Source organism: Altererythrobacter sp. Z27, assembly GCF_052683155.1.
Genome location: NZ_JBQYMC010000001.1, coordinates 141,655 through 160,375, shown reverse-complemented (window position 1 = coordinate 160,375; position 18,721 = coordinate 141,655). Strand labels below are relative to the sequence as shown.

20 protein-coding genes are annotated in these 18,721 nt (G+C 64.5%); 10 read left to right on the top strand and 10 right to left on the bottom strand.

Annotation, left to right across the window (positions count from 1 at the left end):
* Positions 1–17: 17 nt before the first annotated feature.
* The 3 genes from ACUJ47_RS00770 to ACUJ47_RS00760 are packed head-to-tail and all read right to left on the bottom strand — an operon-like array spanning position 18 to position 2,400.
* Entirely contained in the window at positions 18–353 is a 336-nt protein-coding gene (locus ACUJ47_RS00770; RefSeq protein WP_445536572.1) for a 2Fe-2S iron-sulfur cluster-binding protein, read from the bottom strand.
* Complete coding sequence (locus ACUJ47_RS00765; RefSeq protein ID WP_445536571.1) at positions 350–1,426, bottom strand: cysteine desulfurase family protein; 1,077 nt, start codon at positions 1,424–1,426, stop codon at positions 350–352. The genes ACUJ47_RS00770 and ACUJ47_RS00765 overlap by 4 nt, the downstream gene beginning before the upstream one ends.
* On the bottom strand, positions 1,423–2,400 hold the full coding sequence (locus ACUJ47_RS00760; protein ID WP_445538831.1) for a cysteine desulfurase family protein: 978 nt from the start codon (positions 2,398–2,400) through the stop codon (positions 1,423–1,425). The genes ACUJ47_RS00765 and ACUJ47_RS00760 overlap by 4 nt, the downstream gene beginning before the upstream one ends.
* 135 nt (positions 2,401–2,535) lie before the next feature.
* Between ACUJ47_RS00760 and ACUJ47_RS00755 the strand changes: the two genes are divergently transcribed.
* Both ACUJ47_RS00755 and ACUJ47_RS00750 read left to right on the top strand, forming a co-directional pair.
* Positions 2,536–3,192: an alpha/beta hydrolase gene (locus tag ACUJ47_RS00755; RefSeq protein WP_445536570.1), complete on the top strand. Its 657-nt coding sequence runs from the start codon at positions 2,536–2,538 to the stop codon at positions 3,190–3,192.
* Between the two features lie 313 nt (positions 3,193–3,505).
* Positions 3,506–4,177, top strand: a complete 672-nt coding sequence (locus ACUJ47_RS00750; RefSeq protein WP_445536569.1) for an energy transducer TonB — start codon at positions 3,506–3,508, stop codon at positions 4,175–4,177.
* 13 nt (positions 4,178–4,190) lie between these two features.
* Here ACUJ47_RS00750 and ACUJ47_RS00745 read toward each other — a convergent pair whose 3' ends face one another.
* Complete coding sequence (locus ACUJ47_RS00745; RefSeq protein WP_445536568.1) at positions 4,191–4,400, bottom strand: hypothetical protein; 210 nt, start codon at positions 4,398–4,400, stop codon at positions 4,191–4,193.
* Between the two features lie 117 nt (positions 4,401–4,517).
* Here ACUJ47_RS00745 and ACUJ47_RS00740 point away from each other — a divergent pair, with 117 nt between their 5' ends.
* On the top strand, positions 4,518–6,341 hold the full coding sequence (locus tag ACUJ47_RS00740; RefSeq protein ID WP_445536567.1) for a DUF885 domain-containing protein: 1,824 nt from the start codon (positions 4,518–4,520) through the stop codon (positions 6,339–6,341).
* Positions 6,342–6,364: 23 nt separating this feature from the next.
* Here the strand turns inward: ACUJ47_RS00740 and ACUJ47_RS00735 are convergent, their stop codons facing one another.
* Both ACUJ47_RS00735 and ACUJ47_RS00730 read right to left on the bottom strand, forming a co-directional pair.
* Positions 6,365–6,631: a hypothetical protein gene (locus ACUJ47_RS00735; RefSeq protein WP_354145404.1), complete on the bottom strand. Its 267-nt coding sequence runs from the start codon at positions 6,629–6,631 to the stop codon at positions 6,365–6,367.
* 114 nt (positions 6,632–6,745) lie between these two features.
* Positions 6,746–8,350 carry a phosphoenolpyruvate carboxykinase gene (locus ACUJ47_RS00730; protein WP_445536566.1) on the bottom strand — a complete coding sequence of 535 codons (1,605 nt, stop codon included), beginning with the start codon at positions 8,348–8,350 and terminating at the stop codon, positions 6,746–6,748.
* A gap of 249 nt (positions 8,351–8,599) precedes the next feature.
* Between ACUJ47_RS00730 and ACUJ47_RS00725 the strand changes: the two genes are divergently transcribed.
* The 7 genes from ACUJ47_RS00725 to ACUJ47_RS00695 are packed head-to-tail and all read left to right on the top strand — an operon-like array spanning position 8,600 to position 13,913.
* The gene (locus ACUJ47_RS00725) at positions 8,600–9,352 is read left to right on the top strand and encodes a response regulator (RefSeq protein WP_445538830.1); all 753 of its coding nucleotides are present in this window, start codon (positions 8,600–8,602) and stop codon (positions 9,350–9,352) included.
* On the top strand, positions 9,345–10,913 hold the full coding sequence (locus ACUJ47_RS00720; protein WP_445536565.1) for an ATP-binding protein: 1,569 nt from the start codon (positions 9,345–9,347) through the stop codon (positions 10,911–10,913). The genes ACUJ47_RS00725 and ACUJ47_RS00720 overlap by 8 nt, the downstream gene beginning before the upstream one ends.
* Positions 10,910–11,347, top strand: a complete 438-nt coding sequence (locus ACUJ47_RS00715) for an HPr kinase/phosphorylase (RefSeq protein ID WP_445536564.1) — start codon at positions 10,910–10,912, stop codon at positions 11,345–11,347. The genes ACUJ47_RS00720 and ACUJ47_RS00715 overlap by 4 nt, the downstream gene beginning before the upstream one ends.
* A 60-nt stretch (positions 11,348–11,407) precedes the next feature.
* Positions 11,408–12,340: an RNase adapter RapZ gene (gene rapZ, locus ACUJ47_RS00710; protein ID WP_445536563.1), complete on the top strand. Its 933-nt coding sequence runs from the start codon at positions 11,408–11,410 to the stop codon at positions 12,338–12,340.
* A 60-nt stretch (positions 12,341–12,400) separates the two neighbouring features.
* The gene (locus ACUJ47_RS00705; RefSeq protein WP_445536562.1) at positions 12,401–12,826 is read left to right on the top strand and encodes a PTS sugar transporter subunit IIA; all 426 of its coding nucleotides are present in this window, start codon (positions 12,401–12,403) and stop codon (positions 12,824–12,826) included.
* Complete coding sequence (locus ACUJ47_RS00700) at positions 12,823–13,101, top strand: HPr family phosphocarrier protein (protein WP_445536561.1); 279 nt, start codon at positions 12,823–12,825, stop codon at positions 13,099–13,101. Before ACUJ47_RS00705 ends, ACUJ47_RS00700 begins: the two co-directional genes overlap by 4 nt.
* Positions 13,098–13,913: a TrmH family RNA methyltransferase gene (locus ACUJ47_RS00695; RefSeq protein WP_445536560.1), complete on the top strand. Its 816-nt coding sequence runs from the start codon at positions 13,098–13,100 to the stop codon at positions 13,911–13,913. The genes ACUJ47_RS00700 and ACUJ47_RS00695 overlap by 4 nt, the downstream gene beginning before the upstream one ends.
* 22 nt (positions 13,914–13,935) lie before the next feature.
* On the opposite strand, the gene ACUJ47_RS00690 is transcribed toward ACUJ47_RS00695, so the two are convergent.
* The 4 genes from ACUJ47_RS00690 to recR all read right to left on the bottom strand — a co-directional run bounded on the left by ACUJ47_RS00690 (position 13,936) and on the right by recR (position 18,679).
* Entirely contained in the window at positions 13,936–15,735 is a 1,800-nt protein-coding gene (locus tag ACUJ47_RS00690; protein ID WP_445536559.1) for a DEAD/DEAH box helicase, read from the bottom strand.
* 190 nt (positions 15,736–15,925) lie between these two features.
* Positions 15,926–17,248, bottom strand: a complete 1,323-nt coding sequence (gene rmuC, locus ACUJ47_RS00685) for a DNA recombination protein RmuC (RefSeq protein WP_445536558.1) — start codon at positions 17,246–17,248, stop codon at positions 15,926–15,928.
* A gap of 205 nt (positions 17,249–17,453) precedes the next feature.
* Positions 17,454–18,020 carry a peptide deformylase gene (locus ACUJ47_RS00680; protein WP_445536557.1) on the bottom strand — a complete coding sequence of 189 codons (567 nt, stop codon included), beginning with the start codon at positions 18,018–18,020 and terminating at the stop codon, positions 17,454–17,456.
* Between the two features lie 62 nt (positions 18,021–18,082).
* A complete protein-coding gene (gene recR, locus ACUJ47_RS00675) occupies positions 18,083–18,679 on the bottom strand; it encodes a recombination mediator RecR (RefSeq protein ID WP_445536556.1) in 597 nt (198 codons plus the stop codon).
* Positions 18,680–18,721 lie beyond the last annotated feature (42 nt).

Below are 18,721 nucleotides of genomic sequence, written 5' to 3'. Positions count from 1 at the left end.
CAGGGCGGGATAGCGCCTTACATCCGCCGCATGTCGTGCGCTTCGATGGGCACCGTTACCAACAGCCCGTCGAGCTCCGGCGTGAGGTCGATCTGGCAGGAGAGGCGGCTCGTCCGGCGCACGCCAGCGGCGAAATCGAGCATGTCTTCCTCTTCCTCGCTCGCGGGCGGCAGCTTATCGAACCATTCCGGGTCGACCACCACGTGGCAGGTGGAACACGCCATCTGGCCTTCGCAGGTGCCCTCTAGCGGGACGCCGAGCGCCTGCCCCAATTCGAGCAGCGACTGGCCCGGTTCGCCCACGCCTTCGGTCACATCGCCCTTGGAATCGGTGAAACGCACCCGGATCGTCAAAGCCCTTGCTCCTTCGCTGCTGCGTTAATCTGCTGCGCGGCCCGTTCGATCTCGTCAAGCGTGGTGTAGCGCCCGAAGCCGAGCCGGATCGAGCTTTTCGCTTCGCGGTCGGACAGGCCGATTGCTTTCAGCACATGGCTGGGGCGGCCCGAACCGCTGGCGCAGGCGCTTCCGGCGCTGAACATCACGTCGCGACAGTCGCTCATCAATCGCGCGACATCGAGCCCATCTCTACGGATATTGAGATTGCCGTGCCAGCGGGCGGTGCCGCTGCCGTTGAGCGTCCAGCCGTCAAACAGTTCACGCACCCGCGCCCACAGCGTCTCGACATGGGCGGCGTCCATCTCCATCGATTCCCGCGCAAGCGCCGCGGCTGCGCCGAAACCGGCGATCAATGCCGGGCTGAGCGTCCCGGAACGAAGCCCGCCTTCCTGCCCGCCGCCGGTCTGCTGCTCGGCAAGTTCGACCCCGTCGCGGACCCATAGCGCGCCCACGCCCTTGGGCCCGTGGAGCTTGTGCGCGGAAACCGCGATTATGTCGGCATCGGCAATGGCGAGCTTGCCATAGGCCTGCACCGCGTCGCACAGGTAAAGCGCGCCCGCTTCCTTCGCCTTCGCGCGCCATTCGTCGGTCGGCTGGATCGTCCCGATCTCATTATTGACCTGCATCACGCAGGCAAGCCGCGTTCCGGCAGGCAGGCCTTGTGCGGGATCGCACAAGCCTTCGCTATCGACACCCAGAAGGTGCGCCCGCCCAAGGGCCTGCGCGGTATCCAGCACGGCGGCATGTTCGATCGCGGAGACGGCAATCGGGCCGTCGCCACCCGATCCCCGGATCGCGAGGTTGATCGCTTCGGTCGCTCCGCTGGTGAAGATCACCCGCCCGCCCCGGGGGAACAGGGCTGCGATCTTCTCGCGGGCGACTTCGATAGCGGCAGCGGCCATGCGCCCCATGCGATGCGGCGAGTGTGGGTTGCCAAAACTGTCGCTGTCCGGCCCGCCGAGCCAGCGCAGCATGGCCTCGCGCGCTTCGGGCGCAAGCGGGGTCGTGGCCTGGTAGTCGAGGTAGATCATGTGAGCGACCTCCAGGCATCCGCGAACCGTTCCAGATCCCCGGGCGTGGTGTTCCATCCGATACTGACGCGGATCGTGCGCGCCGCGACATCGTCCGACACGCCGAAAGCATCTAGCACGCGGCTTTTCTTGAGCGTGCCGGAGGAACAGGCGCTCCCCGCTGAAACCGCGAAACCCATCGCGTCGAGCCGGATCAGCAGCGCCTGCGCGCTCAGCATCGGGTGCGCCAGCGCCAGAATGTAATCGGCTTGCTCGCCTAGCGTGATCCGGTCTGCGGAAAGCCGGTCTGCGAAGGCCGCCCGGTCATCCGGCGAAGTCTGCCAAGGTACGGATTCGAGCGCCGCAGCCATTCCCATCGCTCCCGGCAAATTCTCGGTGCCTTGGCGGTATCCGCGCTCGTGCCCGCCGACAGGCTCAAGCAGGTTGAAATCGCGCACCAGCAGCGCGCCGATCCCGATCGGCCCGCCGAACTTGTGTGCGGAAATCACCAGCATGTCGGCATCTGGAAGATCGAGCTTGCCGGCCGATTGGGCGCAATCCGATAGCAGCAGCGCGCCGGTGGAACGGATCGTTTCCGCCATCTGCGACACCGGATTGATCACGCCGGTCTCCGAATTGACGTGCTGGATCGCGCAGAGCGAGCCCGCGCCAATCGATATCTCGTCCGAGAACAGCTCAGCATCTGGCGCAGCGCGAAACACTGCGTCATGCTCGACCGCGCTAACAATGCGGCGATCGACCTTGGCACGGTTTAGCGCGATCCACAGCGCCTCGCTCGCGCCGCTTGTGAAGATCAGTTCGCCGTCCCACCCCAAGCTTGCCTTGATCCGCTCGCGCGCATCCTCCAATGCCGCCTTGGCCTTGCGCCCCTCGGCATGCGGGCTCGACGGGTTCGCCCAGATCGCAAAACCCTCGTCCATCGCGCGCTTCGCTTCGGGGCGCAGCGGCGATGTTGCGGCATGATCGAGATAGATGCGTTCTGGAATGGGTCGCCCCTGTGGCCGAATGCGCGAAATGATTGCGATTTTTACATCGCTCCCTATATAGCCAGCGACTTCGCGGGCGCCAGCAGGCCGCGCGCGTTTTGGCCCAATTCTGCAAGGTTTCCGATGCCCTCAGTCATCTTTCCCGGCCCCGAAGGCCGTCTTGAAGGTCGTTTCTCTCCGCCGCCGCGCCCGCGCGCGCCTGTGGCGATGATCCTGCATCCGCATCCCGAAGGCGGCGGCACTATGAACGACCGGATCGTGCAGCGCATGTACAAGACCTTTGCCGATCGCGGCTTTGCGACTCTGCGCTTCAATTTCCGCGGCGTGGGCCGCAGCCAGGGCAGCTTCGACAATGGCATTGGCGAACTGAGCGACGCGGCATCCGCGCTCGACTGGGTGCAGTCGATCCACCCCGAAGCGCAGACGACCTGGGTCGCCGGCTACAGCTTCGGTGCACTGATCGGCATGCAATTGCTGATGCGCCGCCCCGAAGTGCGCGGATTCATCTCCGTGGCTCCGCCCGCGAACATGTATGACTTCAGCTTCCTCGCCCCCTGCCCCGCATCGGGGATCTTTATCCAGGGCGCGGCGGACACTGTGGTGCAGCCCAATGCCGTGCAGAAGCTGGTCGACAAGCTGCGCACGCAGAAGCACATCACTATCCATCACGAGGAAATCCCGCGCGCCAACCACTTCTTCGAGAACGAACTCGAAGATTTGATGGGCTCGGTCGACAATTACCTCGATTTCCGCCTGAACCCCGACTGCCCCATAAAATAGTTCGGCCTCAAGCGCCGGCGCTCGCGTCCGCTCGCTTGGCTATCCTCGCTCATGCGACCTAAAGGTCGCGTCGCTGCGGGCGGGCTTGCAGGTGTGCTTTGCACGTCTGCGCCTTCGGCTTCGACTCCGCGCTTGCGGCTGCTTTGCAGCCGATTCCGGAAATTCCTGAAACTAGCGCGCGCGAAAGGTCCTGATCTGCAACGCGAAACTTCTTGCTCGATGCATGTAATGTTGTAACATTATGTTTGCGGAGTCGCCTTCGCAACAGAGCACAAATGCCATTTGGCGGCCCGCAGGAAGAGAGGAGCCGCATATGGCATTCGCAGACCAGACAAGCATCAGGCAGCGCAGCGCGGGGCTCGCGGGCGCATTAATCATCCCCGGCGCCTTGGGCGCGCTGCTCATCACCGGGCTGGCCGTCACCCAGATCGTGACCAAACCCAAACCGCCGCCGCTGGTCGGCACGACTATCCCGCTGCCACCCCCGCCTCCGCCCGAGCCCGATCAGGCAAGAAAGGCAGCGAAGACCACTTCCACGAAAGTGGTCACGCCGATCCCGCCTAAGGGTCCGCTGATAACCAATGTCGAGCTGGATGGCACCACCCTGCTCCCTCCGCTTGGCGGCGAGGTTGAAACCGTGACCCTGCCCTTCCTGGATGGCCTTGCAAGCTCGACCGGCCCGACATTCAACGCGGGCCGCGCCGCGCCGCGCAACGATCCGGGCAGCTGGGTCACAACCGGCGACTACAGGACCAGCTGGATCAACCGCGAGTTGACCGGGACTGCGAAGTTCAACCTTGCGATTGCACCCAGCGGGCGGGTCACTTCTTGCCGCATCACGCAGTCGACCGGGCATGACGTGCTCGATCAGGCCACTTGCAGGCTGATCGCGCAGCGGGCGCGCTTCGATCCGGCAACCGACAGCGCCGGCAAATCCGTCGCCGGAACCTATTCGAGCTCGATCCGCTGGATCCTGCCCGATTGATACGGGGCGGGAGCTAGTCTCCCGCTTCCTTCTGCACCCGGTCGAGCGGCGCTTCGCCGCTCGCATCGGGCAGTGTCCAGATCAGCACATTCACGATAGCGATCGCTGCCAGCAGCAACATCAGCAGCGGCTGCTTGGCCGGCACGCCGCGACGCCACAACACGAAGGCGCCAAGGATCAGCGCACCCGCCGCCAGCATCACGATCGAAAGTACCATATTCATATTCGGCGCTTGCTCCCTTGCCGCGCGCGTTAGGCGATTTCGATGCTCCGCGAAACCGGCAATCCATGCACAGGGATGGCCGATTGACACAGCAATTGCTCCCGATAACAGGAGCAAATGACTCAGCCCACATTCTCGCTCACACGCCGCGATGCCCTGAAGGGGATCGGCGGTGCATCGCTCATCGCCCTGCTTCCGGCCTGCCGCATGGCGCCCGCTCCCGAGCTTGCGCCCGACGCCATGCTCGACCAGATCGCCTACAATTTGCTTGGCCATGAGCCCGAGCGGGCGACCAACCTTGGCGTCGACACAGGTGATTTCGCAGCGCTACGCGCCAAGCTGAGCGACAAGACGCCGGAAGGGCTTGCACGCTACGCCGCCGCGCTCGAAACCGATCTGGAGGCGGTGCGCGCCTACCCACGCGAAGGGATGACGGCGGACCAGCTGACCGGCTTCGACGTGGTCGAAAGCGCCTATTCCACCGCAGTCGAAGGCTTCGCCCTGCCCTATGGCGATGTCGCCGTGGGCAGCTGGCGCAACGCGCCCTACGTCGTGATCCAGAACGTCGGCGCCTATATCGACATGCCGCGCTTCATGGATTCGACCCAGCCGGTCCGCGATGCGAGCGATGCCGAAGCCTATGTCGCGCGGATCGAAGCCTTTCCGGCGCAACTCGACGGCGAACTGGTGCGCATGCAGCAGGCCCGCGCGATGGGCCTCGTTCCGCCCGACTTCCTTCTCGACAAGGCGATCTCCCAGATGGAGCAGAGCGTCGCCAGTGCCGAGGCGATCTATCGCGCGCCCCTGGAACGCAGCGAAATTGCCGCCGCCAAAGCAGCCGCCGAACAGACCGGAGCGATCGTGCGTGACAGCGTGGTTCCCGCACTCGAGCGCCAGCTCGCCGAACTCAAGTCGCTGCGCGGCGAAGCGAAGGGCGATGCCGGGATGTGGGCGCAGCCGCGCGGGGACGAATGGTATGCCTGGGCCATCAAGGCATCGACCACCACCAGCATGTCGCCCGACGAAATCCACGAACAGGGACTTGCCGAACTCGAAGAACTCCATGGCCGGATGGACCCGATCCTGAAGGAAATCGGATACACCACCGGCACCGTCGGAGAGCGGATGCAGGCGCTGAGCGAAGACCCGCGCTACAAATTTGCCGAGGGCGATCCGGGCCGCAAGCAGATCTTCGAATTCATCGACGAGCGGCTGGCGTGGATCAAGGCGCAGATGCCGCGTGCGTTCAACACGCTGGTCGATCCGAATATGGAGGTCCGCCGTATCCCCGTGATCGAGGAAGCCGGCGCGCCGGGCGCCTATGGCGGCTCGGGCAGCAAGGACGGCACGATCCCCGGGCGCTTCTGGATCAATTTGCGCAGCACCGACCTCCATCGCAAATATGACCTGGCCGATCTTACCTATCACGAGGCAATCCCCGGCCATGTCTGGGAAGGCGAATATTCGAACCGCCTGCCGCCGATCCGCTCGATCCTCGCCTTCGGCGCGTTCAGCGAAGGCTGGGCGCTCTATGGCGAGCAGCTCGCGGACGAACTCGGCGCCTATGACGACTTCAAGGTCGGGCGGCTGGGCTATCTGCAATCGCTCGCCTTCCGTGCCTGCCGCCTGGTGGTCGACACCGGCCTGCACCACAAGCGCTGGACGCGCGAGGAAGCGCGGCGCTTCTTCGTCGAGCGCAATGGTTCGAAGGAAGAGGAAGTCGCCAGCGAGGTCGATCGTTACTGCAGCTGGCCGGGCCAGGCGTGCAGCTACAAGATCGGGCATAGCGAGATCGTGCGCCAACGCAGCCGGGCGCAGCAGGAACTGGGCGCGGCCTATGACCTCAAGGCATTCGACGATGCGGTGATCCTGGGCGGGAATTCCCCGCTCGATGTGCTCGCCAAGAATGTCGATCGCTATATTGCGGGGACAAAGGCCTAGGAGCCAAGCCGCCCTTCAACCGCCTAGGGGTTGTCCCCAACCGCGTTCGCAAATTCCATCAGCGAGCCTTCGCCTCCGATCTGCTTGACGATTTCGGACAGCACATCTGTATCGAGCCCGGTATTGGCCGATGCAAGTTCGACCGTATCGCCCTGCATCTGGTGCGCATGCGCGAGCGCCGCGATGGCCTTTTCCGCCATGTCCGCATCTATCCCGACTTGCGCCGCAAGATTCCTCACGTCGTCGGGCGCCCCCAGGATGGCCTTAAGTATCCCGTCAAACAGGCTCATGTCTTAACCTCCTCCGGTTCCACAATCCGGGCAGGATGACAGCAGCTTATGTCATAAAAAAGGCCCCGTTCCCGATCGGGAACGAGGCCTCTCCTCTCCACTCGCCAAAATGGATCAGGCGGCAACCACTCCATGCGGAGCCGCTTCGCGCACGCCCTGGTCGACATGCGCTTCGAACTGGGCGAAATTATCGATGAACAGGCGCACCAGCTTTTCGGCGGTGCGATCGTATTCGTCCTTGTCTTCCCAAGTCGAACGCGGATCGAGGATCGCGCTGTCGACGCCGGGCACGCTGACGGGAACATCGAAGCCGAAATTCGGGTCCTTGCGGAATTCCGCATTGTTGAGGCTGCCATCGAGCGCGGCATTGAGAAGCGCGCGCGTCGCCTTGATCGGCATGCGGCTGCCCACGCCATACTTGCCGCCGGTCCAGCCGGTGTTGACCAGCCAGCAGGCAACCCCGCCTTTGGCGATGCGTTCCTTGAGCAGGTTTCCGTAGACGCTGGGGTGGCGCGGCATGAAGGGCGCGCCGAAACAGGTGCTGAAGGTCGCTTCGGGCTCGGTCACGCCGATTTCAGTGCCCGCAACCTTGGCGGTGTAACCCGACAGGAAGTGGTACATCGCCTGGTCGGGCGTGAGCCGCGCGATCGGAGGCAGGACGCCGAAAGCATCTGCGGTGAGCATGATGACATTGCTCGGCACCGGCCCCAGGTTTTCAGCCGAAGCGTTGGGGATGAAGTCGATTGGGTAAGCGCCGCGGGTATTCTCCGCGAGCGAATTGTCGTCGAGATCGAGTTCGCGCGTTTCCGGGTCCATCACCACGTTTTCGAGCACAGTGCCGAAACGGCGGGTGGTGGCATAGATTTCAGGTTCGGCTTCTTCCGAAAGGCGGATCATCTTGGCGTAGCAGCCGCCTTCGAAGTTGAAGACCGCCGTATCCGACCAGCCATGCTCGTCATCGCCAATCAGCGTGCGGCTGGCATCGGCCGACAGCGTCGTCTTGCCGGTGCCCGACAGGCCGAAGAACACCGCCGTCTTGCCGTCGGCTCCGATATTGGCCGAACAGTGCATCGGCATCACGCCCTTGGTCGGCAGCAAATAGTTGAGGATGCCGAACACGCTCTTCTTCATTTCGCCGGCGTATTTGGTGCCGCCGATCAGGATCAGCTTTTCGCTGAAATTGACCGCGATCACCGTTTCGCTGCGGCAACCGTGACGCTCAGGGTCAGCGCGGAAGCTGGGCAGGTCGATGATGGTGTATTCGGGCGCAAAATCGGCCAGCTGGTCAGCCGTTGGGCGCACCAGCAACGTGCGGATGAACAGATTGTGCCAGGCCAGCTCGTTAATCACGCGCACATTGACACGATGCTCCGGCTGCGAACCGCCAAACAGGTCGGCGACGTAGAGCGTCTGCTTGTCCTTCAGCGCAGCGAGGAAGTCGGCCTTGAGCGCGGCGAAATGTTCAGGCGACATCTCGACATTGACCTTGCCCCACCACACGCTGTTCTCGGTCTCGCCGTTGCGGACAATGTACTTGTCCTTGGCGCTGCGGCCGGTGTGCGATCCGGTCTTAACCACCAGCGCGCCGTAGCGCGACAGCTCGCCTTCACCATTGCCGAGCGCATGCTCGACCAGCTGCGGCGTGCCAAGATTGGCGTGAATTGTTGCGGCGGTTTCAATACCCTGGCTGGAAAGAGGAAGGGCAAGCGAAATGGACACGCGTATCTCCTGGATTTTACCGGTTGGCCCACATGGGGCACATCCCTCAGCGCTCGTTCCGACGCATCGCGGTTACATCTGTGCATACGAATGCGTGGATTCGGATTCGCCCTCTAAACTCCGCCGCCCCGCCCGTCAAACGACGAGGCGGAAACTACCTATTTAGCGGTATGGAACTGCGGCGACTCGTTGTTTCGCGGCGCGCAAACCGCTAGTCGATGATACGCAATGACGATGAAGGGACCGGCAATGGTCGAGCCGACAGGCGATCCGGCGGATAAAAGCGGAGATACTGTGATCGCGCTGGTCGATGATGATCGCAATATCCTCACCACCGTTTCGATCGCGCTGCAATCCGAAGGCTTTGTCACGCGCGTCTATTCTGACGGGGAAACCGCCCTCAAGGCCTTGCTCGACAACCCGCCCGACCTTGCGGTGTTCGACATCAAGATGCCCAAGATGGACGGGATGGAACTGCTGCGCAAAGTGCGCGCGCATTCCGAGCTTCCGGTGATTTTCCTGACCAGCAAGGACGATGAGGCCGATGAAGAGGCCGGGCTGGAGCTCGGCGCGGATGACTATATCGCCAAACCCTTCAGCCTTCGGCTGCTGACAGCCCGGATTCGTGCGATCTTGCGGCGGGCCGATGCCGGGCTTCCGCCGGGGTCGAGCGAAGCCGGGGAATCCCAGCCGGCGGCTACTTCGATCACGCGCGGCCAATTGTTCATGGACCCGGCGCGGCACCAGGTCACATGGGGCGGGCAGCCCGTGTCCCTGACAGTGACCGAGTTCCTGATTCTCGAGGCTCTCGCCGCACGCCCCGGCGTGATCAAGAGCCGGAACCAGCTGATGGACGCGGCCTATCCCGACGATGTGTTCGTCGACGATCGCACGGTCGACAGCCACATCAAGCGGATGCGCCGCAAGTTCCGGCAGGTCGACCCAGACTTCTCGGCGATCGATACGCTCTATGGCGCGGGATACAGCTTCACCGATGGCTGACAGCGACGGCAAATCACTGACAGAAGGCACGATCGGCCCGCTGGGCTGGAGCGCACGGCTGCCGCTCACTTCGCGCATCCTGGTGGTGAACATCCTGCCGCTGGCGCTGCTGGGCGGCGGGATCTTCTATCTCGACTCCTATCGCACGCAGCTCCTCAACGAACGCTACAAGCTTGCCCGCATCGAAGCGCAGATCACCGCCGAAGCGCTCGCTGGTGCGTCGCGCACGCGGCAGGAAGCGCTGCTCGTGCAAATCGGCAAGGAACAGCGGATGCGGCTGCGCATGTTCGATGCCGAAGGACGCCTCTGGGCCGACAGCTTCGCCCTCGACCAGCCCGCCTTTGTGCTCGATGTGCCGGGCGACGAGACCTTTGCGGAAGATTTCGCCCGCGCGCTCGACCGCGGCGTGGACACGATCGTGGGTGCAGACCCGATCCCCGACTATTTCGAGCCGGAGGATTCGTCGGCCGACGCATGGCCCGAACTGCGCCGCGCGCGCGAACAAGGCGTCACCCAGATCCAGCTACGCGACGCGCCCGATGGCAGCCCGGTGATCAATGCTGCGGCTCCTGTGGGGCTCAACGGAGCGACCCTGCTCACCACCCGCAACGCAGTCGACATCACCATGGCCGTGCGTGCGGCACGCACGACATTGGGGATCGCAGTGTTGCTGGCGCTCGCCGCTTCGATCCTGCTTTCGCTGTTCCTCGCGCGCACGATCGTCTCTCCACTGCGGCTGCTCGCCAATGCGGCGGTGAAGGTTCGCCAGGGCCGGGGGCGCGACGTCGAAGTTCCCCGCCTGCCCGAGCGGCGCGACGAGATCGGCAGGCTCGCGCGCGCCGTATCGGACATGACCGGCGCGCTGCGTCAAAGGATCGACGCGGTTGACAGTTTCGCAGCCGACGTCGCGCACGAGATCAAGAACCCGCTTGCATCGCTGCGCAGCGCGATCGAATCTTTGCCGCGCGTCGAGGATCCCGAATTGCGCGGCAAGCTGTTCGACATCGCCACGCATGACGTCCGGCGGATCGACCGGCTGGTCACGGAAATTTCGGATGCCAGCCGCATCGACGCCGAAATGTCGCGCGCCACGCGCGAACGGATCGACCTGGCCAAGCTGGTGGCGGCGATCATCGGCTCGCGCGAGGACCGCGCGGAAAATGCCGATCACCGGATCGTGCTGGCAACCAACGGACGCGCCGCCGTGGTGACCGGGGTGGTGCCGCGGTTGGAACGCGTGATCGAAAACCTGTTCGACAATGCGGTGTCCTTCTCGCCCGCAGATGCACCGATCGAAGTGGGGGTCGCCAGCGACGGCCAGCGCGTGACTCTCACGGTGTGCGACGCGGGTCCCGGCATCCCCGAGGACTCGCGCGAGAAAGTGTTCGAACGCTTCCATTCGGTGCGGCCAGAGGCAGAGGATTTCGGCAACCACTCAGGCCTGGGTCTCGCCATCGCCCGCGCCATTGCAGAGGCGCATGATGGCACGCTTTCAGCGGACGCACGCCCTGACGGGAAGCCCGGAGCCTGCCTCAGGCTCGAACTTCCGGCCGCGCCATGAGCGGTAACGAGTTTCTCGTCCAGGCCACAGCGGTCGCAATCGGCGGCCGGGCGCTGCTCATTGAGGGGCCGCCGGGCAGCGGCAAATCGAGCCTAGCACTGGCCTTGATCGATCGCGGCGCGCAACTAATCGGGGACGACGGGGTCCGGCTTATTCGCGAAGGCGATTCAGTCATCGCCTCGCCACCGCCCAACATCGCCAACAAGCTCGAAATCCGCGGTGTCGGGATCGTCGACCTGCCAGCGACCAGCGCTCCACTCGCGCTGATCCTGACGCTCGAGGCCGAAGCGCCGCGCTTCCCCGATCCGGTTCAAACGCGGGAAGTTCTTGGGCTGGCCCTCCCGCTCCTGCGGTTCCGCCCCGGCGATGCGATACAAGCCCTGCGCGCCGAATGGGCCTTGCATGTGCATGGCCTGCGACCGTTGGAGGACTGATCGAGTGCGGCTGCGCTTTGCCCCTTCCCATGGCGCGCGGCTCGCGCGACAATGCGCCGCATGAGCGACCCGCAAAGCACTGCCTCGCCGCCGACTGGCGCACCTGCCCGCCAGCGGATCCTGCTGGTCACCGGAATGCTCGGCGCGGGCAAGTCGACCGCGCTGCATGTGCTCGAAGATCTCGGCTGGGAAACCGTCGACAATTTGCCGGTACGCCTGCTCGAACCGATGATCACCGCGCCGGATGCGCGGCCGGGGCGGCTGGCGATCGGCTTCGACTCGCGCACGCGCGGTTTCGTGCCGCAGGATGTCATCGAGCTGGTTGCCCGGCTTGGCGAGCGCGAGGACATTTCGATCTCGACCATGTTCATGGATTGCTCGACCCAGGAACTCGAGCGCCGCTATAACGAAACCCGCCGCAGACACCCGATGGCGGAAGGCCGCCCGCTGCCCGAAGGCATCAGGGCCGAACGCGACCTGCTCGACCCGCTGCGCCGCTGGGCGGACGTGGTGATCGACACCAGCGATTTTGCGTTAAACGATTTGCAGCAGCACATTCGCGACCTCTTCGCCGAAGGGCCGGGCGGGCCGATGACGGTCACGGTGTCGAGTTTCGGCTTCGCACGCGGCACCCCGCCACTTGCCGACCTCGTGTTCGACATGCGGTTTCTCGACAATCCGCATTGGGTCGACGAACTGCGCCCGCTGACCGGGCTCGACGAGCCGGTTGCCGCGCATATCCGCAAGGATCCCGGCTTCGGCGAAAGCTTTGAGCGCATCCTGGGACTGCTCACAACCCTGCTCCCGCGCTATCGCGCCCAAGGCAAGGGCTATGTTCACATCGCCTTCGGCTGCACCGGAGGCAAGCACCGCTCGGTATTCACCGCCGAACAGATTGCCCAAGGCTTGCGCGATGCGGGATTTTCGCCCACTGTCCGCCACCGCAATCTGGGATCGCGCACGACCGACGAAATCGAAGGAATGAAGCGTTGAATACCTGGAACGAACAACACGGCGTCGCGCCGCAGGAATGAACGGACCTGGCACTTTCTCATGATCGGTATGATCCTGGTCACGCATGGCCAATTGGCAGAACACTTCGTCGATGCGATGGAGCACGTAGTCGGTCCGCAACAGGCGATCGCGACGATTTGCATTGGCCCCAATGACGACATGGAGCGGCGGCGCAAGGACATTGCGGACGCCATCGCGCGCGTCGACGAGGGCCAGGGCGTGATCGTGTTGACCGATTTGTTCGGCGGCACCCCGTCGAACCTCGCCATCTCGCTGCTCGACCGCGGGCATGTCGAAGTGATCGCGGGGATCAATCTGCCCATGCTGATCCGGCTGGCCGGCGCGCGCAAATCGATGAACGTGGTCGATGCCGTAGCCGCGGCCAAGCAGGCCGGGCGCAATTACATCACGGTTGCGAGCGAGTTCCTGGGCGAAAGCCCCGCACCGGAGAAGGCGAAGGCGTGAGCGAACTCCGGCGGTCCCTCACCATCGTCAACAAGCGCGGGCTGCATGCGCGCGCCAGCGCCAAATTCGTCGGCGCTGTGGCCACTCTTCCCGGAAATACGCAGGTGCGCGTGGCGAAAGACGGGCACGAGGCTGCGGGCGGATCGATCCTGGGCCTGATGATGCTGGGCGCGGCCAAGGGCGACGAGGTCGAGCTGATCGTGGCGGGTGACAATGCCGAGACGGTTTTTGCCGATCTCTGCGCGATGATCGAAGACGGATTCGGCGAAGAGTGAGCCCGCAGCCCGAACGCCGCCAGATCACCGGCTTTTCCAATCCCACGGTAAAATATTTGCGCTCATTGCGCGAAAAGAAGCACCGCAAGGCTTCGGGCAAGTTCCTTGCCGAAGGGCTGCGGCTGCTGACCGACGCGCGCGAATGCGGGCATTTGCCTGAAATGCTGGTGATGGCGAGCGGACGCGATCCACATCCCCTGCTCGACGCGCTCGAACGCGAGGTTCTGGCGGCGGGTGGCGATGTGATCGAGACTTCGCCCGACATCCTTTCGAAGATCACCGGAAAGGCCAACCCGCAGGCGGTGGCGGGCGTTTTCGCCGAATTCGACACGTCGCTCGCCGCGCTAAACCGCGGCAAGGCGAAAATCTGGCTGGTGGCGCAGGCGCTGCGCGATCCCGGCAATCTTGGAACAATGCTGCGCACCGGCGATGCCGTTGGCGCTGGCGGGCTGATCCTGATCGACGATTGCGCCGATCCCTTCAGCGTCGAGGCGGTGCGCGCCAGCATGGGCGCGATCTTCACCCAGCAGGTCGCGCAGGCGCGGTGGGAGGACTTCCTGCCGTGGTTGCGCGCTGGCGAAGGGCAATTGGTGGCCGCTTCGCTGCGCGATGCAGTGCCCTATCGCAGCGCGCCCTATCGGGCGCCTTGCTTCATCCTTGTCGGAAACGAGTCGCAAGGCTTGCCCGAGGAATACGAGACGGCGAGCGATTTGCGCGTGACCATGCCGATGAAGGGCCGTGCGGATTCGCTCAACGCGGCGGTTGCCGGCGCGGTGCTGGCCTACGAGGTGTTAGCGGCGCTAGACAACTGAAGCTGGCAAGCGCGCCGCGCGATCACCTGCCCTTTGGCTTCGCATGCTTCGGCTTGCGGGTCGGCTTGCGCGCCTGATCCTGCGCCGCGCCCGCATTCCGGTGCCTGCCCTTGTCGCCACCCTTGTGGAATGGCTTGGCCTTGACGTGCGGCTTGCCTGCCCCCTCATGCCTTGAAGGCTGGCCCTTGCGATGGCTGCGCGCAGCCTCGCGCGGGCCGCCGTCCGACCTTTCGATCAGGATGCTTTCCTCGTCACCGTCAGCGCCCGCCGTACGCATGGCCGCCGCGCCGAACTTCTCTGCAATCGCTTGCGGGATCTGGAAATAGGTTTCCATCGGGCCGATGCGGATCGCGCCGATCTCGTTGCGGGTGATATGCCCACGGCGGCACAGCAGCGGCAGGATCCAGCGCGGATCGGCATTCTGGCGCCGGCCGATGTCCATGCGGAACCAGACCACGTCTTCGAAGCCGGGCCGATGCCGTTCCTGCTGCGCGGCGCGGCGCGCTTCGGGCGTGTTGGCGGCAATGTCTTCAGGCTCGGGCATTTTCGAACGGTGCGCCTGCACCAGCATGGCTGCGATTTCCTGCGGCGACTTCTCAGCCAGCAGGCGTTCGGCCAGTTCGCTATCGCCCTCGTCCACTTCGACCGGGCGCAACAGCACGTCGAGCAGCCGCTCGCGATCCTTCGCCTTGATCGCCTCGCGATCGGGCACGTCGGTCCATTGCGCTTCGATCCGCGCGCGCCGCAGCATTTCCTCGACGCGCCTGCGCCGCGAAAACGGCACGATCAGCACAGCCGTGCCTTTTTTGCCCGCGCGCCCGGTGCGGCCCGAACGGTGCTGCAGGGTTTCGGCATCGCGCGGAATCTCGACATGGACGACAAGGCTCAGCGTCGGCAGGTCGATCCCTCGCGCGGCAACGTCAGTGGCGACGCATACCCGCGCGCGCCGGTCGCGCAGCGCCTGCAAGGCGTGGTTGCGCTCGGACTGCGAATGTTCTCCCGACAGCGCCACAACCGCAAAGCCGCGCTCCTGCAGGGTGGCGTGCAAGTGCCGCACATTGTCGCGCGTGGCGCAGAACAGGATCGCCGTTTCAGCCTCGTGGAAACGCAGCAGATTGACCACCGCGTTCTCGATCTCCGGGGGAGAGACCGTGACCGCCTGATAGGCGATGTCGCCATGGCCGCGCTGGTCGCTGATCGTGGCGATGCGCAATGCGTCATGCTGGTAACGGCGTGCAAGCGCTTCGATCGGGCGCGGCATGGTTGCCGAGAACAGCAGCGTGCGGCGCGTTTCGGGGGTCGCGTCGAGAATTTCCTCGAGCTCTTCGCGAAAACCCATGTCGAGCATTTCGTCAGCTTCGTCGAGCACGACGGCGGCGAGCGCCGAGAGGTCGAGCGCGCCGCGTTCGAGATGGTCGCGCAACCGCCCCGGTGTACCGACGACGATCGTGGCGCCGGCGCGCAGAACCTTGCGTTCCTGCGACGGGTTCATGCCGCCGACGCAAGTCGCGATCCGCGCCCCGGCACCACGATAGAGCCACGCCAGCTCGCGGCTGACCTGCAGCGCCAGTTCGCGGGTTGGCGCGATCACCAGTGCCAGCGGCGAAGGCGCGCTGCGCACCGCGCCCGAGGCGTCGAGCAATTCGCCCGCCATGGCGAGGCCGAAGGCGACGGTCTTGCCCGATCCGGTCTGGGCGGACACGACGAGGTCGCGGCCAAGCGCTTCCGGCTGGAGAACTGCAGCCTGCACAGGCGTGGCGGATTCGTAATTCCGTTCGGCCAGCGCGGCTTTCAGGCTCGAAGGAAGGTCATCGAAGGTCATGGCGTAAACTCATAAGGAAGATGCGCGCTGGAGCGCGGCGAGCGACAAGATCGGGCCGGTCAGATTTCGAAAGTGGGCAGGCGGGACGCAACCGGTCCCGCGTATGTTGCGCTGCCCCATACGCGCACGAATCGGTTTTGGCTTGCGAAAAATGGCCGGCGCGCGTGGCGGCGGCTTCGCGAGGGTGCGCTTACTCCGCGGCTTCCTGCGATCCGTCGGCCAGCAAATCGTCGCTGGTATAGCGTGGCGCGGCTTCGACCAGCGGCACTTCCTCGATTTCGGCCTTGCCGATTTCGATGCCCTTTTCCGCCAGCCTTTTGCCCGACGAAAGCACATTGCGTTCGAAGCTGCCGACGAACTTGTTGTAATTGTTGACTGCGGTTTCGAGCCCCCCGCCCACGCGCTTGAGGTGGTCCGCCGCAACGCGAAGCCGGTCGTAAAGCTCCGCGCCCATCTTGCCGATTTCCTGCGCTTCGCGTGCCAGCCCGTCCTGCCGCCACACCTGCGCCACCGTTCGCGCGATCGCGACGAGATTGGTCGGCGTCGCCAGCAGCACGCGCTTGTCGAAGGCGAAGTTCCACAAATCGGGATCGTGTTCGAGTGCGGCGGCGACGAAATGCTCGCCCGGCACGAACATCACGACATAGTCGGGCGCTTCCTCGAACTGGCTCTGGTAGCTCTTTGCGCCAAGCGTCTGCACGTGATTGCGCATCGAGCGGACATGATCGGCCAGCGCGGCATCGCGCGCCGTATCATTGTCGGCCTCGAAAGCTTCCTGATAGGCGTTGAGCGAAACCTTGGAATCGATCACCAGCACCTTGCCGCCGGGAATGCGAACGATCGCGTCGGGGCGCAGCCGCCCGTCCTCGGTATCGATCGAATGCTCCATCATGAAATCGGTGTGTTCGGCGAGGCCACACTGTTCCAGCAGGTTCTGCAGCGCTCGCTCACCCCAGCGACCGCGCGCCTTGGGCGCATTGGTGAGCGAATTGCCCAGCCGCTGCGCTTCGCGGCGGACCTGCTCCTGCCCTTCGCGCATCGACTGGATCAGCCCCGTGAGCTGGCCGAAGGCGTCGACACGCTGCTTCTCCAGCGTTTCGACCTGCTGCTCATATTGCCGCAGCCGCTCGCCAACTGGGTTGAGCAAGGCCTTGATCTTGGCTTCGCCCGCATCCTCGGACTGCTTGAAGCGTTCCTCGGCGCGCTTGAGGAATTCCTCCTGGCTGCGCGACAGGACTTCGCTGCCCAGCGCCTTGAACTGCGTAAGCATTTCCTCGCGCGCTTCGCGCATCTGCGCCATCTGCTTGTCGAAATTGGAGGCATTGGCCCTGAGCGTCGCCAGCTCGATCTGCGCTTCGCCCAGTTCCGCCACCGCGCGCTTGAACTCGCTCTCGCGCTCTTCCGCGCGCGCCTTCAGCTCGGCAACCGGACGAGCACCGATGAACCAGCCGATACCCGCCCCGATAGCGAGGCCGAGGACAAGCGCGATAATGGCAAGAAGCGTTGGATCCATCGCACAACTCTATGCGGAACGGACAGGGAACGCTAGTGCCGAAGCGAGTTTTCCAAAGAAAGCTCGAACCCAGCTCGAAGGCCGGGGTGACGGAAGGCGCGAGAGAACGGCCCGAAGGGTCGCAAGGGCGACCGCCCGTCCGCAGCGATGCGATCTTTGATCGCAATGAGCGAGGAAATCGCACGCCGGATGGCGTGCGCAATCATTACGCCGCCGCGCGGAGCTTCTGCAGCTTCTTCAGCGCCATGCTGCGCTTGAGTCGGCTGAGATGGTCGATGAAGAGGATGCCCTCAAGGTGGTCCATCTCGTGCTGGATGCAGGTGGCCATCAACCCCTCCATCTGCTCTTCGTGATGGTTGCCGTCGAGGTCCTGATAGCGGACCGTGCAGGTCGCCGGGCGATCGACATCGGCATAGATTTCAGGGACCGAAAGGCAGCCTTCCTGGTAGGTCGCCAGCTCTTCCGCCGGATCGACGATCACCGGGTTCACGAACACCCGCGGCTCCTTCCTGGTCGCCGGATGGGTGTGCTTGTGGCCGCCGTGATCGCATTCGACCGGCGGCGCGTCGGGATCGTCGGGCTGGAGGTCGATCACCAGCAGGCGCAACGGCACGCCCACCTGGATCGCCGCAAGGCCGATGCCGGGCGCGTCATACATCGTCTCGAACATGTCGGCGACGAGGGTTTTGAGCTCATCATCGAACACCGTCACGGGTTCGGACACGACCTTGAGCCGGGGGTCCGGCACTTCCAGGATTTCACGAATAGCCATGGCGCTCATTTAGTGCCCGCCAGCCGCTATCGCAAGCGAGCGTTTCCGATGATTGTAATCGGCTAGCCGACCGGCCTGCGCGCGCGCAGTGCCTGCGCCAGCGTGCCTTCGTCGAGATAGTCGAGCTCGCCGCCCACCGGCAGGCCATGAGCAAGCTGGGTGATCCGCAGCGGGAAGGTCTCGAGCCGCTCGGCAAGGTAATGCGCGGTGGTCTGCCCCTCCAGCGTGGCGTTCATGGCGAGCACCACCTCGTCGATCCCGCCCTGCTCGACCCGCGCAAGCAGCGCGGCGATGTTGAGATCCTCGGGCCGCACCCCGTCGAGCGCCGAAAGCCGCCCGCCCAGAACGTGATAGCGCCCGGTGAACAGCCGCGCGCGATCGAGCGCCCAGAGGTCCGCGACGTCTTCCACCACGCAAAGCGCCTTCGCGTCGCGGCGCGGATCGGCGCAAATGCCGCAAGGGTTCTTGGTGTCGACATTGCCGCAGGTGTCGCATTCGACCAGCGTTTCGCGCACTGCGGACAATGCGCCGAGCAACGCGGGCAGTGCCTGTTCGCGGTTCTTCACCAGCCACAGCACCGCGCGCCGCGCGCTGCGCGGGCCCAGCCCGGGCAGCCGCGCCAGCGCATTCGCCAATGTCTCGATCTCTTGCGATGCCATGGGCTTCCACTAACCGTTCGGGCTGGGCTTGTCGAAGCCCTG